Origin of the sequence: Hyalangium minutum (assembly GCF_000737315.1) — a bacterium.
In the GTDB taxonomy this organism is placed as follows: domain Bacteria; phylum Myxococcota; class Myxococcia; order Myxococcales; family Myxococcaceae; genus Hyalangium; species Hyalangium minutum.
On the sequence record NZ_JMCB01000004.1, the window covers coordinates 367,070 to 382,136 of the forward strand.

General features: G+C 68.9%; 11 protein-coding genes and 1 pseudogene. 6 read left to right on the forward strand and 6 right to left on the reverse strand.

The genetic code is table 11. The features are described 5' to 3' along the window. Nucleotides 1–88 precede the first annotated feature (88 nt). From DB31_RS12895 to DB31_RS12920, 6 genes are read left to right on the forward strand one after another with little or no spacing between them, the layout of a single operon-like run. A complete protein-coding gene (locus DB31_RS12895; RefSeq protein ID WP_240486666.1) occupies nucleotides 89–1,363 on the forward strand; it encodes an HlyD family secretion protein in 1,275 nt (424 codons plus the stop codon). After that, a complete protein-coding gene (locus DB31_RS12900) occupies nucleotides 1,360–2,127 on the forward strand; it encodes an ABC transporter ATP-binding protein (RefSeq protein WP_083968203.1) in 768 nt (255 codons plus the stop codon). Before DB31_RS12895 ends, DB31_RS12900 begins: the two co-directional genes overlap by 4 nt. 21 nt (nucleotides 2,128–2,148) lie before the next feature. Further along, nucleotides 2,149–4,578, forward strand: a complete 2,430-nt coding sequence (locus DB31_RS12905; RefSeq protein WP_044186897.1) for an ABC transporter permease — start codon at nucleotides 2,149–2,151, stop codon at nucleotides 4,576–4,578. A gap of 6 nt (nucleotides 4,579–4,584) precedes the next feature. Then, nucleotides 4,585–5,265, forward strand: coding sequence for an ABC transporter ATP-binding protein (locus DB31_RS12910; RefSeq protein WP_044186899.1), 681 nt, complete (start codon nucleotides 4,585–4,587; stop codon nucleotides 5,263–5,265). An 11-nt stretch (nucleotides 5,266–5,276) separates the two neighbouring features. Continuing rightward, nucleotides 5,277–6,758 (forward strand): sigma-54-dependent transcriptional regulator, encoded by a 1,482-nt coding sequence (locus tag DB31_RS12915; RefSeq protein WP_044186901.1) that lies wholly within the window; start codon nucleotides 5,277–5,279, stop codon nucleotides 6,756–6,758. Further along, a complete protein-coding gene (locus DB31_RS12920; protein ID WP_044186903.1) occupies nucleotides 6,755–8,104 on the forward strand; it encodes a sensor histidine kinase in 1,350 nt (449 codons plus the stop codon). Before DB31_RS12915 ends, DB31_RS12920 begins: the two co-directional genes overlap by 4 nt. 78 nt (nucleotides 8,105–8,182) lie before the next feature. On the opposite strand, the gene DB31_RS12925 is transcribed toward DB31_RS12920, so the two are convergent. The 6 genes and pseudogenes from DB31_RS12925 to DB31_RS12950 form a co-directional block, all read right to left on the reverse strand. Continuing rightward, on the reverse strand, nucleotides 8,183–8,653 hold the full coding sequence (locus DB31_RS12925) for a hypothetical protein (protein ID WP_044186905.1): 471 nt from the start codon (nucleotides 8,651–8,653) through the stop codon (nucleotides 8,183–8,185). Beyond that, a complete protein-coding gene (locus DB31_RS12930) occupies nucleotides 8,650–10,239 on the reverse strand; it encodes a DUF2380 domain-containing protein (protein ID WP_240486667.1) in 1,590 nt (529 codons plus the stop codon). The genes DB31_RS12925 and DB31_RS12930 overlap by 4 nt, the downstream gene beginning before the upstream one ends. Before the next feature lie 16 nt (nucleotides 10,240–10,255). Beyond that, the gene (locus tag DB31_RS12935) at nucleotides 10,256–11,923 is read right to left on the reverse strand and encodes a hypothetical protein (protein WP_044186907.1); all 1,668 of its coding nucleotides are present in this window, start codon (nucleotides 11,921–11,923) and stop codon (nucleotides 10,256–10,258) included. A 227-nt stretch (nucleotides 11,924–12,150) separates the two neighbouring features. Then, a complete protein-coding gene (locus tag DB31_RS12940; protein WP_420806690.1) occupies nucleotides 12,151–13,092 on the reverse strand; it encodes a serine/threonine protein kinase in 942 nt (313 codons plus the stop codon). 221 nt (nucleotides 13,093–13,313) lie between these two features. Further along, nucleotides 13,314–14,189: pseudogene (locus DB31_RS12945) on the reverse strand (serine/threonine protein kinase); the annotation flags it as partial. Next, a complete protein-coding gene (locus tag DB31_RS12950) occupies nucleotides 14,186–15,055 on the reverse strand; it encodes a DUF2381 family protein (RefSeq protein ID WP_052419918.1) in 870 nt (289 codons plus the stop codon). The gene DB31_RS12950 and the pseudogene DB31_RS12945, both read right to left, overlap by 4 nt. Between the last annotated feature and the right edge of the window lie 12 nt (nucleotides 15,056–15,067).

The window sequence follows — 15,067 nt, forward strand, 5'->3', positions numbered from 1 at the left end:
GGGACGACGCTTTCCGCAATCGAGCAGCCCCATCTCCGGTAGCAGGACAATCCCCAGGAGTTTCGGTAGGTTGGAGTCTTCCTCGGCATTGGCACAGCATTCGCTCAAGGAACTCGCCGTGGACATCCCTCGGACTCGCAAACCCAATCGCAAACCCTGGATCTTCGGAACCGTGGGGGTGGTGGCGCTCGCGGCGGTGACACTGGGCCTGTCGCAGCTCCGGGCCGCCGCGCCCACCGTGGAGCGGGGCAGCGTGTGGCTGGACAGCGTGAAGCGCGGGCCCATGCTCCGGCAGGTGAAGGGGGCGGGCACGCTCGTGCCCGAGTACATCCGCTGGCTCACCGCCGACACCGCGGGCCGCGTCGAGCGCATCCACGTGCGCCCCGGTGCTCCCGTGCAGGCGGACACCCTGCTGCTGGAGCTGTCCAACCCGGACGTGCAGCTCCAGGCGCTCGAGGCCGAGCGGCAGCTCGCCAGCGCCGAGGCCGAGCTCATCGCCCTGCGCACCACGCTGGAGACGCAGCGCATCTCCCAGGAGGCCGCCCTCGCCACCCTGCAGGCTGAGTCCTCCAATGCCGGCCGCCAGGCCCAGGCCACGGTGGCGCTGCTGGATCGTTCGTTCGTCCCCACGCTGGAGGCCCAGCAGACCCGGGAGAAGGCCGGGGAGTTGAGCACCCGCCTGGAGCTCGAGCGCCGGCGGCTGGCCGTGCTCAACGCCAGCACCAAGGAGCAACTGGCGGCGCAGCAGGGACAGATCGAGCGATTGAAAGCGGTGGCCCGGTTCCGCCGTACACAGGTGGAGTCCATGCAGGTGAAGGCCGGGGAGACCGGGGTGCTGACGGAGCTGCCGCTGGAGCTGGGCCAATGGGTGACGCCGGGCACGGTGCTGGCCAAGGTGGTCAAGCCCGAGCGCCTGAAGGCGGAGCTGCGCATCGCGGAGACGCAGGCGCGGGACATTCAAGTCGGCCAGCGCGCCCAGGTGGACACGCGCAACGGGGTGGTAGAGGGCACGGTGTCTCGTGTGGCCCCCGCGGCGAGCCAGGGCACGGTGCGGGTGGAGGTGACGCTGCCGGACGAGCTGCCCAAGGGCGCGCGGCCGGACCTGACGGTGGAGGGGACGGTGGAGCTGGAGCGGCTGGGAGACGTGCTCTTCGTCGGCCGGCCTGCGGGCGCACAGCCAAACTCCACCATGTCCCTCTTCCGGCTGATGCCGGGCAGCGACGAGGCGGTGCGGATTCCAGTACAGCTCGGCCGGGGCTCGGTGAACTCCATTGAAGTGGTGCAGGGCCTTACCGAGGGGGATCAGGTGGTCCTCTCGGACATGACCGTGTGGGACGCGGTGGATCGGGTACGAGTGCGATGAATACGACGGTTTCGGAGCGCGCGAAGGAGCAGGGCGCGGCGGTGACGGCGGCCGCCCATTCCTCGGAGGTGGTGCCGCAGAAGGCGCTCATCCAGTTGGAGGGAGTGACCAAGGTCTTCGAGACCGAGGAGGTGGAGACGCACGCCCTCTCCGACGTGCACCTCTCCGTGAAGCCCGGCGAGTGGCTCTCCATCGTAGGCCCTTCCGGCTCCGGGAAGACGACGCTGCTGGCGGTGCTGGGCCTGCTGGACACGGCCAGCCGGGGCACCTACCTGCTGGACGGCAAGTCCGTGTTGGACTTGTCCCCCACGGAGCGGGCGCTGGTGCGCAACCGGCACATCGGCTTCATCTTCCAGAGCTTCAACCTGATCGGCGATCTGTCCGTCTACGAGAACGTGGAGCTGCCGCTCACGTACCGGGGCATGCCGGCGGATGAGCGCAAGGCGCGCGTGGAGAAGGCGCTGGAGCGCGTGGGCATGAGCCACCGGGCGCGGCACATGCCGGGGCAGCTCTCGGGCGGTCAGCAGCAGCGCGTGGCGGTGGCCCGCGCGGTGGCGGGCGATCCGCTCATCCTGCTGGCGGACGAGCCCACGGGTAACCTGGACTCGAAGAACGGCGAGTCGGTGATGCAGCTGGTCTCCGAGCTGCACCAGGGCGGCGCCACGCTCATCATGGTGACGCACGATCCGGCGCAAGCCCGGCTCGGCACGCGCACGGTGAGCCTGTTCGACGGCCGCGTCGTCCAGGACGAGCGTCTGCGCTAGGTCCTCACTGCCTCCTTATATATGGATCACTTCCTCCAGGACGCGCGTTACGCCCTGCGTGTGCTTCGCAAGAGCCCGGGGTTCGCGCTGGCGGCCATCCTGGCGCTGGCGCTCGGCATTGGCGCCAACAGCGCCGTCTTCAGCGTGGTGAACGGGGTGCTGCTGCGCCCCATGCCCTTCGCCGAGCCCGAGCGCTTGGTGCGCCTCTTTGGCAACTTCCACGGCATGGGCCTGGAGCGGATCTCCGTCTCGGTGTTGGAGTACCGGGACTACCGCGAGGTGACGCGGACGCTGGAGTCGGTGGCGGCCTACATCCAGACCGACATGACGCTCACGGGCCAGGATGTGCCCGAGCGCCTGCGCGCGGTCGCCTCCTCCGCGTCCCTGCTCTCCACGCTGGGCGTGGTGCCGATGATGGGCCGCACCTTCTCCGAGGAGGAGGAGACGCAGGGCCGCAACCGCGTGGTCCTGCTCACGCACCGGCTGTGGCGCGGGCGCTTCGGGGCGAGTCCGGAGATCCTCGGGAAGACGCTGACGCTCGACGGTGAGCCCTTCACGGTGGTGGGCGTGCTGCCCTCGGGTTTCGAGTACCCCGCGCAGACGGACCTGTACGTGCCCTTTGCCCCCACGCCGGACATGGTGGACCCGGGGGCTCGGGGGAGGCGCTTCCTGAACGTGGTGGCCCGCGTGAAGCCGGGCGTGTTCGTGGAGGCCGCGCAGCGGGACATGGACCGCGTGGCCGCGCTGTTCGCGGAGACGCACCCGGAGCGGTACCCCCAGCGCGTGGGGTGGGCGATCTCCGTGGTGTCCATGGAGGAGCAGACGGTGGGCGGGGTGCGCTCCACGCTGTGGGTGCTGCTGGCCGCGGTGGGCTGCGTGCTGCTCATTGCCTGCACCAACGTGGCGAACCTGCTGCTCGCCCGGGCGGCGGCGCGCGGACGGGAGATCTCCATCCGCGCGGCGCTCGGGGCGGGCCGTGGCCGGCTGGTGACCCAGTTCCTGACGGAGAGCCTCGTGCTCTCCCTCGCGGGGGGAGCGCTGGGGTTGCTGCTGGCGATGTGGGGCATGGATGCGCTGCTCGCCCTGGTGGGCGACGGGCTGCCCCGGGCCGCCGAGGTCCGTCTGGATGGCAGGGTGGTGCTGTTCACCGGCACCCTCTCTGTGTTGACGGGGCTGCTGTTCGGCTTGGCGCCAGCGCTGCAGGCCAGCCGCGCGGATCTGCACGGGGCGATGCGCGAGGGGGCCCGAGGCACCGGGGGACGGGCCTCGGGGCGCATGCGCTCGGTGCTGGTCGTCTCGCAGGTGGCGCTCGCGCTGGTGCTGCTGGTGGGGGCGGGGCTGTTTCTGCGCAGCTTCCTCGCGCTGCAGGGCGAGGATGCCGGCTTCGAGCCTCGGGGCGTCCTCACCGCGCGGGTGTCGCTGCCCCAGGAGCGCTACGGCGAGCCCTCCAAGCGCGCCGCGGTGATGCAGGAGTTCCTGACGCGGGTGCGCTCCGTGCCCGGCGTGGAGTCCGCCGGACTGGCCTCGTTGCTGCCGCTCACGGGCCGCTCGGACTGGAGCTTCGACGTCGAGGGCCGCGTCCAGGATCCGAGCGATCCTCCCCGGCCGGCGGTGGAGTACCGGGCGGTGAGCTCCGGCTACCACAAGGCCCTGCGCATCCCGCTGCTGCGCGGGAGGATGCTCGAGGACTCGGACGGCTTCGATGCGCCTCACGCGGTGGTCTTCAGTGAGGCGGCGGCCCGCATCACCTTCCCGGGGGAGGAGGCGGTGGGCAAGCGCATCCGGCTCCGGGGCCAGGGCCCGGACGCGCCGTGGGCCACGGTGGTCGGCGTCGTGAAGGACACGAAGGAGTGGGGCCTGGATCAGCCCGCGCGCCCGGTGGCCTACTTCTCGCTGACGCAGCGCAACCCCATGGGCGCGTACCTCGTGGTGCGCACGCGCCAGGGCGCCGGGGCGCTGCTGGCCTCGCTTCAGGCCGAGCTGCGCGTGGTGGATCGCAACCTGCCGCTCTACGACGTGGCGCCGATGGAGGCGGTGGTGGATGGCTCGGTGAGCCAGCGCCGCTTCTCCATGTTGCTGCTGGGGCTCTTCGCGGGCGTGGCGGTGGTGCTGGCGTCGCTCGGCATCTACGGCGTGATTGCGTACACCGTCACGCAGCGCACCCGCGAGCTGGGCATCCGCATGGCGCTGGGCGCTCGGCAGGCGGACGTGCTCGGGCTGATGGTGGGGCAGGGGATGAGGATGACGCTGCTGGGCGTGGGGCTCGGGTTGGTGCTGGCGCTGGGGCTCGGGCGGCTGCTGAGCGCGCTCCTGTTCGGGGTGAAGGCGCATGACCCGGTGACGTTCGCTGGGGTGGCTGTGCTCCTGGCGGGCGTGGCGCTCGTGGCCAGCTGGCTGCCCGCTCGCCGCGCCGCGAAGGTGGATCCTGCCCTTACCCTCCGCTCGGAGTGAAGCCTCATGTCCCAGCCCCTCGTCTCCCTGCGCAACATCGAGAAGTCCTACCCCATCGCGGGCGGCCGGACGTGGGTGCTGCGCCGCATCCACCTGGACGTGCAACCCGGCGAGTTCGTCACGCTGATGGGGCCCTCGGGCGCGGGCAAGTCCACGCTGCTGTCCATTCTGGGGATGCTCGATGCCGAGTGGACGGGCGAGTACCTGCTCGAAGGCCGGGCCGTGCATTCGCTGAAGCCAAAGGACCGGGCGGAGCTGGCCAAAGGCACCATCGGCTTCGTCTTCCAGCAGTACCACCTGCTGGACGGGCTCACGGTGGCGGAGAACCTGGAGGTGCCGCTGTCCTACCGCAACCTCAAGCGCTCCGAGCGCGAGGCGCTGGTGGCGGACATGCTCGACCGCTTCCAGCTCGTGGGGAAGAAGGACCTGTACCCCAATCAGCTCTCCGGCGGGCAGCAGCAGGTGGTGGGCATCGCCCGAGCCCTCATCGCCAGCCCGAAGATGCTGCTGGCGGACGAGCCGACCGGCAACCTGCACTCCACGCAGGCCAAGCAGATCATGGAGATGTTTCAGGCGCTCAACCGCGAGGGCACCACCGTCATTCAGGTGACGCACTCGGAGTCAAACGCCGCATACGGCCATCGCGTGGTCCAACTGGCGGACGGTTGGATCCAGGAGCCGCGCTAAGCCTCAAACAGATGCATTCCCCCTCACCAAGGGCCTCTGGCAGAGTCCTTTGCTTCGGTGCCGCCGTGACTGAGATCGCCCCCGCAATCCCTGAGAGTGCTCCTCGGCCCGAGCCCGACTCGCGGCCGCGCATCCTCGTCGCCGACGATCAGGCGGACGTGCTGGAAGCGCTGCGCCTGCTGCTGAAGCGGGATGGGTATGCCGTGCTGACGGCCCAGTCCCCGGCGGGCGTCCTGGCCATGCTGGAGGCCGAGGACGTGGACGTGTTGCTGATGGACCTGAACTACGCGCGCGATACCACCTCCGGGCGCGAGGGCTTGGACTTGCTCGCGCGAGTGCGCCAGATGGATGCGGCGCTGCCAGTGGTGGTGATGACGGCGTGGGGCAGCGTGGAGGGCGCGGTGGAGGCCATCCGCGGGGGCGCTCGGGACTACGTGCAGAAGCCGTGGGACAACACGCGCCTGCTCACCCTGCTGCGCACCCAGCTGGAACTGCGGCGGGCGCTGAAGCGCTCGAAGCGGCTGGAGCAGGAGAACACCCACCTGCGCAAGAGCGGTGGCGAGCGGCCGTCCTTCCTGGCCGAGTCCCGCGCCATGCAGGCGGTGCGGCGGCTGGTGGAGCGCGTGGCGCCCTCGGGGGCGAACATCCTCATTACGGGCGAGCACGGCACGGGCAAGGAAGTGATGGCGCGGTGGATCCACGCCGCCTCTGGGCGCCCGGAGAGCCCCTTCGTGGCAGTGAACTCGGGCGGCCTGTCCGAGGGCGTCTTCGAGAGCGAGCTGTTTGGCCACGTGAAGGGCGCCTTCACGGACGCGAAGACGGACCGCATCGGCTGCTTCGAGCTGGCGGACGGCGGCATCCTGTTCCTGGACGAGATCGGCAACATGCCGCTCACGCAGCAGGCCAAGCTCCTGCGCGTGCTGCAGACGGGCGAGCTGCACCCAGTGGGCTCCTCGAAGGTGCGCCGGGTGTCCGTGCGCGTCGTCGCGGCGACGAACGCGGATCTGTCCAAGGCGGTGGCCGAGGGCCGCTTCCGGGAGGATCTGCTCTACCGCCTCAACACGGTGGAGGTGCAGCTGCCGCCGCTGAGGGATCGCCGCGAGGACATTCCGCTGCTGGCGGCGCACTTCCTGGCGGAGCAGGGCCGGCGCTATGGTCGTCCGGCGATGCGCCTGTCGCAGGGGGCGCTGGAGGCCCTGATGTCCTACGGATGGCCGGGCAACGTGCGCGAACTGGAGCATGCGGTGGAGCGCGCGCTGCTCATGGCCAGCGGGGAGGAAGTCACGGCGGAGGACCTGCTGCTGCGGCGCGCGAGCCGCGAGGGCCCGTCCCGCCTGGAGGAGATGACGCTGGAGGAGGTGGAGCGCTACCTCATCGATCGGGCCCTGACGCGGTATGAGGGCAACGTGAGCGATGCGGCGAAGGCGCTCGGGCTGTCGCGCAGCGCGCTGTACCGCCGCATGCAGTACTACGGCATCAAGGGAGCGCGGTGAAACGCTCCCGGAGATCGCTCCCCTTCGATCTCCGCATCTTCCTGCTGGCGCTGCTGGCGGGGCTGCCGGGCTCCATTGCGACGCTGGCGCTGCTGTGGACGCAGGACGTGAGCGCCAAGGTGCAGTGGACGGTCTCCGTGCTGGTGGTGGCGGTGCACTTGGGCGCGGCCATCGCCGTGCGCGAGCGCATCACCCGGCCGCTGCAGACGGTGGCCAACCTGCTGGCCGCGCTGCGCGAGGGGGACTACTCGGTGCGCGGGCGCGGGGCTCGCCCGGATGATCCGCTCGGTGAGGTGCTCCTGGAGGTCAACGCGCTCGGCGACACGCTGAAGGAGCAGCGGCTGGGGGCCTTGGAGGCGGGAGCACTGCTGACGCAGGTGATGGAGGAGATCGACGTCTCGGTGCTGACGTTCGACGCGGCGGGGACGCTGAAGCTGGTGAACCGCGCGGGAGAGCGGCTGCTGGGGCTGCCTCGGGCGCACCTGGTGAACAAGGGCGCACGCATCCTGGGGCTGGTGGAGCTGCTGGAGGGCCCGGTGCCGCGGCGGCTCACACGCAGCTTCGCGGTGGAGGGCGGGCCGTACGAGCTGCGGCGGGGGACATTCCGGCAGGGCGGCCTGCCGCACCAGCTGGTGGTGGTGGCGGACCTGCGGGTGGCGCTGCGCGAGGAGGAGCGCGAGGCGTGGCGGCGCATGGTCCGGGTGCTGAGCCACGAGATCAACAACTCGCTGACGCCGATCCAGTCCATCGCCGGGGCGCTGCGGGACGCGCTGGTGCAGGGGCCTCGGCCGTCGGACTGGGACGAGGACGCCAAGTCGGGGCTGGGCATCATCGAGCGGCGCAGCGAGTCGCTGGCGCGGTTCCTGTCAGCCTACGCGAAGCTGGCGAAGCTGCCGCCACCGAAGCTGGTTCCACTGGAGCTGGAGGGCTGGGTACGGCGGGTGGCGGCGCTGGAGACGCGGCTGCCGGTCGAGGTGCGGCCGGGACCGGGGCTCACGGTGAGCGCGGACGGAGATCAGCTCGAGCAGCTGCTGATCAACCTGCTGCGCAACGCGGTGGACGCGGCGAAGGAGAAGCAGGGGCGCGTCTGGGTGTCCTGGACGCGGCCGACGGTGGACGCGGTGGAGCTCTGGGTCGAGGACGAGGGCCCGGGGCTGGCGGACACGGCGAACCTCTTCGTGCCCTTCTTCACCACGAAGCCGCAGGGCAGTGGCATCGGACTGGTGCTCAGCCGGCAGATCGCTGAGGCGCACGGAGGAACGCTGCGCCTGGAGAACCGGCCCGAGGGGGCAGGGTGCCGCGCCCGGCTGCGGCTGCCCCTGCAGGGCCCTGGTCTCGCCCGCTGAGTCACGGCCGTTCTGCGGAAAGCGCGGGATTTCGCTCGCGGCGAGCGAGATCGCCCGCGCCCTTGTGGCGCCTTCCAGTCAGGCTTCTTCGTCGGGCAAGAGCGTGCGGAGCAGCTCGTCGTCAGGCCCGAGCGGGCGCCAGCCGGGCGGAGGAGGAGCCGCGCGAAGCGCTGCCCTGGCCCGCTTGACTCGCTCCTTATGAGTATCCGGGGTGTCGGCAGACCAACAGCCGAGCGCCTTGGCCACCTGGAAACGAGACTCGTCGTCCATCACGGCTGGCCAGCCATTGGGGAGGCTCTCGGACAGCTCGCGCGCGAGCACATCGCGCACAAAACGTGTGACCTGCTTGCGCTGCTCCGCCTCGGCATGCAGCCCGCCCAACACCTGCACCCCAGCGACGTCGTCTTTGCCAAGTTCCTCGGCGAGCTGATTCAGCGGGACCCCCGGGCGTGCCTCGGCAAAGGCGGTGAGCGAATCGTAACCGTGCTCGCGCACGCGCTCATAAAGGCGGGCCTTCCAATTGCCCTGCCAAGAACGGCCATCGGTCATCGCCGTCCCCCTTGAATGAACTTCATCGGGATGTCGTAACGTTTCATGCGGGAGGCGACAATGTTCAGGACCTCATTCCGGGTCAACATCCGCCCTACTTCAACTTCAGCCTCGCGCAGCGCCTCCATGATCATCCGGTTCCATTCGTTGGGCCATGTGCGTCCCAAGCGCCAGTTGCCCCCTCCGTGAATCGCCTGATGGTGTGCCTGCTCCAGCCGGACGCAGAACTTGTCGATGTCCATGTCGCCCCTGAATCCGCGCTTCTCGAACCACGCTCGGAACTCTTCCGGTAGGACGTGGTGCATCGGTGCCCTGGACATGCCCGCTCCGGCTCTGCCAGTCACCCGCATGCCGCGCACTTCGGGACTGTCTCCCAGCGCGTCACGGACGCCCTCCGGCAGCTCCCCGTTCGCCTGCGCCATCATCACCTGACCGCCATGGATGCGGACGGCCGCGCTGACGGCTGGGAGGGAGAGGACGCCCGCCCGAACGAGCCTGCGGATCAACTCCACCCACTCAGCGGAGACAGCAATCTGTGAGCCTACCATCACTCCGTCCGAGCCCATCACGAGGCCCACGCCGAGCGTGGCAGGAGCGGCGGGCGGCAGTCGTGGTAACGACATCCTCAGCGTCGAGACCAGGGTGAGCATCTCCACGAGCTGCGCCGCCGCCATGAGCCTCCCGCTCCTCTCCATGGCCATGCGTGCGCCGTCACGGATAGAACCGAACTCGCGGGTGAGCTGGCCCATCAACCCGGGCATCTCTATAGCCGCGGCCTCGACCTGCTCCGGATCCTGCGATGCGAGCGCCGAAAGGGTGGGCTCTATCAGCCGCTGCACACGGTGCATGTCCATGAACAGCCTCTCAGTACTGTAGGCGGGGCACTCTCGGAGCACGATGTCGGCGAGTTGGAGGAAGTCGAGCCATGCGGCCAGCAGCATGGAGCCGAACATGGCTGCCTGGAGCTGGGCGCCCGTCATCCGAAGAATGCCCAACTCCATGTCCGAGTCAGCGACTTCCGAGGCCGCATTTGTCAGCAGGGTGGTGCGACCGAGCGCGCCGTGAAGCCATGGCAGTTGGTTGGAGCCATGGTCAAGGTAGCGGGTGAAGGCGCCGTTGACGCCGCTCAAGCCGCGATTGCCCTGGCCCGGTGGACGGGCCGCGAGCTTGGAGAGCGCGCTGGCGACGCTGACCGTAGTGCCCTGCACATCGTCCACGATACCGAAAACTGCTTGACGGGTGAGCGTGACGCTCTGTCGCCCAGGTTCATGCAGGGAGGTCGATGGGGAAGCCAGGGGGCGTGGAGACTCCTCGCCCGGCCGATCGGCTAAACTGGGCCCGGAGGCACCGCGCGGCGTGTAGCTCAGGTTGCTTTCCCGACCGGGAGGCGACGTCAACGACGCGCAGCCGTTCGTCAGCAGGGCAAAAGCCACCAGCAGCCCGCTATGCCGGCTAACGCCCGCACGTGGCAGCAGCGACAGCGTCCACAGTAGCCACCCGCAGCAGCCACGGCTCATCCACATATGCGCCTCCACAATCCCGTGAAAGGGCGCTGACTGCGGGCCGGGGGATACCGGCTTGAACATCAGCCACGGCTCCTCGTCAGCGCAGTTGGAGCTGGTAGTCGGTCCGCACCGTGCCGCGTTGCTTCCGCACCTCCACGAAGTGGTCCCCCGCGTACTGGGGGGTGAAGGTGCGCGGTGTCGGATCGAGGGTGACATCGTTCAGCACAAGGGCGCCAAACGGGTCTCGCACGGTTCCATTCACGGACCCCGAGGGCGCCGTGAGCTGGTAGCTTCGCCCCGCTTCGAGCGTGACGACGAAGACGTCGATGTCCGTCGTGGCGTCCAGGTTGCCTGAGATGGGAGTGTCCAGGGTGAGGCGGGTCGCGGTGTCCGACGTGTCGCCGTGGTCATCGAGCCCCAGATCCTCCAATCGCAGGTGGTAGCTCCCCTGGTCGCGAGAGTCTCTGCCAGAAACCTCCACGAAGAACGGCCCGGGAGCCTTGATCTCGAGCGAAGTCCGGGGGGACTCGGCGATCGGGCCCGTGGAGCCGTGGGCCCGGACCACACAGTCCACCTCGGCGGAGGTGCAGATGACGCGGTAGAAGCGGCCCGCAGTGGCCTCGATGCGGAAGAAGTCCGAGTCCAGGTTCGTCTCGAGCTGCCCGTCGAGTTCTAGGGTGGCGCCGCCCAAGTCCGACGCCCCTTCGGCGCTGTCCGCATGGTCGTCCGGGCCCAGGTTCTCCACCTGGTAGGTGTACGTGGAGGTCCGGAGGGCGACTCGGTTGCGCACCTCCACGAACACCGGGACCGAGGTGCTGCCCGCCTCGTACGCCACCACGCCCTGGCGATCCACGAGGGTCGTGCCCGCGCTGTCCTTCAGGAGAAGCGTGCAGCCCAAGGGCTCTTCCTGGAGGGTGCAGCGGAAGCGGACCACCTGCCCTGCGGGAACGGTGATGCGGAACACATCCACGTCCTGCAGCGTCTCGAGTCGCCCACTGGCGGCCGTTCCCAGGGAGGGCTCCGTGGCGCTCGCTGCGGTGTCACCGTGGTCGTCCGGCCCGAGATCCTGGAGCGAGTAGCGGTAAGTGCCGATGCCCGTGAGGAGCGGCTGACGGTTGCTCGTCACCTCCAGGGTGTAACGGCCCGCCTGCGTGACTTCGTAGGCGAAGGGAGCCAGTTGCTCGTGGAGGAGGGTGCCCGACGCGTCCCGCAGCCGGACACGGCAGACCAGCACCGTCCCCTCGCATGGGAATTGGTAGACGTGGCCTGCCTCCGCTTCAAAGGCGAAGAAATCCGAGTCATTCAAGAGCTCCATCCGCGCCTCATGCGTCAGACCGGATGCGGTGATGAGCGTGGCGGTCTCGGCGGTGTCTCCGTGATCGTCCGGGCCGACGTCCTCCAGCCCATAGCTGTAGGGAACAGGGAACTGCGTCGCAAAGACGGAGGGGCGCACCTGCGCATAGAGGGTGCTGTTCGCGGGGGCCTCGTACCCCAGCATCCAGTACATGCCTGCGGCGGGGAGCAGGTCTCCGCTGGCCGTCAGGAATTGCACGGCACAGGTGGATTCGTACCCGATGCGCTCGGCAGAGCAGGTGAAGCGGTAGATGCGTCCCGCCACGACCGAGAAGGAGAAGACGTCCAGATCCTCCGCATGATGGAGCACGGCGGCTCCCCCCCCGCCCGGCACCAGCTCGGTCGCCGTCGTGGGAGTGTCCCCGGGGTCGTCCTCGTTCACGGGCGGCTGGGGGCTGCAGCGCTTCTCCACACAGGTCCCCGGGTCTTCGTCCTCTCCGCAAGCCCCCAGGCTCAAGAGCAGAAGCGCCCCCACGGGGAGTGCGCGAGTCCATCCAGAAAGTGGCAGGGTTCTCAAGGAGTGTCCGTTTCAGCAGTGAACTGTCCCGGCCCTCAGCCAGCGACGGACCGGTGGGAGCCTGCTCGGGCGCCATCGGACACGTACCAGCCTGCCCCCATGCACGCAGATTTCCGACGCGTCTACAACCAGATCTTCTCGCTCTCGTTCTTGAGGAGCGAGTGCGTCGTGATGCGGTCCTGGCTGCGCGCGCGGGGGCGAGGATGGAGCAGTCCCTCGTTGCCCCTGTGCTCACCCGCCTCGTCCGCTACGGCCTTCAACTCGGCGCCCGCCTCTTTCGCGCCGTACGTCCCCCCAAGACATCGGCTCAAGTCCGCTTCCAGCTCTCCCGCTGTGGGGTAGCGGGCCGCGGGCGAACGCTGGAGGAGCCTGCACAGGGGCACGCGCAGCGCACCCGCGAGCCTCGCACGCTGGATGGCGCGCGTCAGGCCCGCGCGCTGCTTGCGCGAGAGCGCCGCGAGCGCCTTGGGTGAGATCTCGTTGGGAGGGTGAAGCAGGCTCCGCCCGGTGGCCAGTTCCAGCATGACGAGGCCCAGCGCGAAGAGATCCGAGCGGGCATCCACGCGGCCCGTCAGCAGCATTTCCGGCGAAGAGAAGTAGGTGTCTCCCTGCGGGCGACGCACCGTGGAGGCCACGCGCCCTGGCAAGCGGGAGAGCGCGAGGCCAAAGTCGGACACCTGCACGCGGCCCGACCAATCCACGAAGACGTGGTCCAGATCAATCGCCCGGTGGACGATCCCCAACGAGCGCCCGCGCTCGTCCTGGGCCGTGTGCGCAGGGTGAAGGGCGCCCGCCACCTGGGCGCCCACGTGCAGCGCGAAGAGGGGAGAGAACCACCGTTTGCACTCCGTGACGAGCGCGAGAACATCATTCAACGAATTGCAGGAGGGATGATCCGTAATGACGTACCAAGCCCCCTCCGCCTTGTGCAGCCCGTGGACGCGGACACTCTGCGGGTGCTGGAGATACGCGGCAAGGCGTACCTGCTCCTCCAGCTTCGCTCGCGCCTTGAAGACCCGTTCCCCGCCCGGGTCGCTGGGCATCCCCACGGCCTTGAGAAGCACTTGGTCCAGCGGCCTCCCGTCCGCTCTGCGTTGACAGGCGAGAAGCAGGTTCAGTCCGTGGTGGGCCTCCCCCAAGTTCTCGCGGTAAGGGAGGGGGCCGATTCTGCCCGCCTCCCTCGCGCGTCACCTTCCGTGGGGCGCTAGTCGGGATAGAACCACGTCACCCGCGCCTCTCCGCTGTTGGCGGCTTTCGAGGCACCGTCCTTGTCCAGCAGCGTGTCCGCAGCCAGTTCTGCCGCTTCACGCCGCAGGGCTTCGGTATCAACGGGGCGCTTGCCTGGGGCCCGCGCCAAAAGGCTCTGCACCCAGTTGCTCACGGCCACGGGCACACGGGGATTCAGCTTGTGGACAGCTTGTGGCGTGCGGATGGCGCTGTTGATGGACTCCCTGGGGCGTACTTCGGTAGGGCGCGGATCCGTCAGCAAGTCATAGAGCATCACCCCATAAGCGAAGATTTCGTCTGACACCTGGAAGGCGTACCGCGCCCGGTGTTCTTCCTTGTGCTCGCGGAGAAACTTGAACTGCTCGGGCGCGCGAAAGCGATCCGTTCCCGGAGGCAACCCTTCCTCGGTCAAGTCCTCGGCGAGCGTGTGGCTGGCGCTTCCCAGGTCGATGATGATCGGCTCTCCGTCGCTCTTGCGGATCAGCACGTTGGCCGGCTTCAAGTCGCGATGAAGCACGCCCCGGCTGTGCATGTACGCCAGCGCGGCGGCGATCTTCACGAACACGGACAGGACTTCATTCACGGTGGGGTGTTTGCGCTCCATCCACTCAGCCAACGTCCAGCCGTCCACGTAGTCCAAGACGAGATAGACGTTTCCGCTCTCCTTGTCCGGCAAGTACCCATATCCACACGGCTGGACGATGTTGGGATGGCCTCGGAGCAGCAGCAGGATCTCCAACTCGCGCAGCGTGCGCGCGTGCGTCCTCTTGTCGTCGCCGCTCGTCTCGCGGTGCCGCGCCAGCTTGAGCGCGTACAGCTTGCCGTTCCTCTCCACGAGGTACACGAACGCAAAGCCCCCATCCCCCAGCGGCTTGATCACCTTGAAGCCGTCGAAAACGGCACCGGGGGGCAACCCCACCACGGGCCCGGTCATCGCTTGGGCTCCTGCGCAGGCGCGGGAACCTTCACGGGAGGAAACGTGAGGCTGCGACCCTCCGCCCTGCTCAGCTCCAGGACGAAGACGAGGCCCGCGCCCGCGGGCGGCTCCTCCGTCACCACGAGCATCCGCACAGCCTCGCCTTGTGCTGGCTCCCCCGGTTCCTCTAGCACCACGCGGCCTCGCAGCTTCTCGCCTGTCTCGCTCGTGAGCGTTGCGGCTGTTGGCACCCACGGGTGCGGGCCTCGCATGTTGCGGATCCAGACTTGGAACATCAGCCAGCCCTTTCCCCGATAGGCCACACCTTCCCGGGACTCCAAGCCCTGCGTGGCGTCCTTGGTTTTGTTCATCCGGGCAGTGGGAATGCCGCTCTGGCCCATGTAGCCCAGCAACAGCAAGTCTTCCGGCCCGCGCACGTCTGCGCGCACTTCTGCCGGGCAAGTTGGGGCCGCTGGCTCTGGGCGTACGACGTTGATCAGCGTGTCCACGTCGGACGCGGGTGCCACGAGCGCGAAGCCGGCCCGCGCGGGTGCCTTCCCGTTCGCGAACTCGACTTCAATCTCGTGGCGCTCGCCATCCCCGAGAGGGCTGACCGCTTGGACGATGAGCGAACGCGACTGCTCGCCCGTGTCCACCACGCGGATCCGCGAGGCATCCACCCGCACGGACTTCTTGCGGATCTCCGAGCCGAACAGGAACACCGTGGGTGTCTCGTGGGAGACGTGAACCTCGTGCGGGGGCTCGGCTGGAGTGCCGGTAACGATGACGGTGCGCTGTCTCGGCTCGCGTGTGGTGGCCTGGGCTCGCGCGACTGTGGCCGCGAACAGAACGAGCGCAACGGCAAGGGACGCAGATGGGAACAAGGCGACGTGACC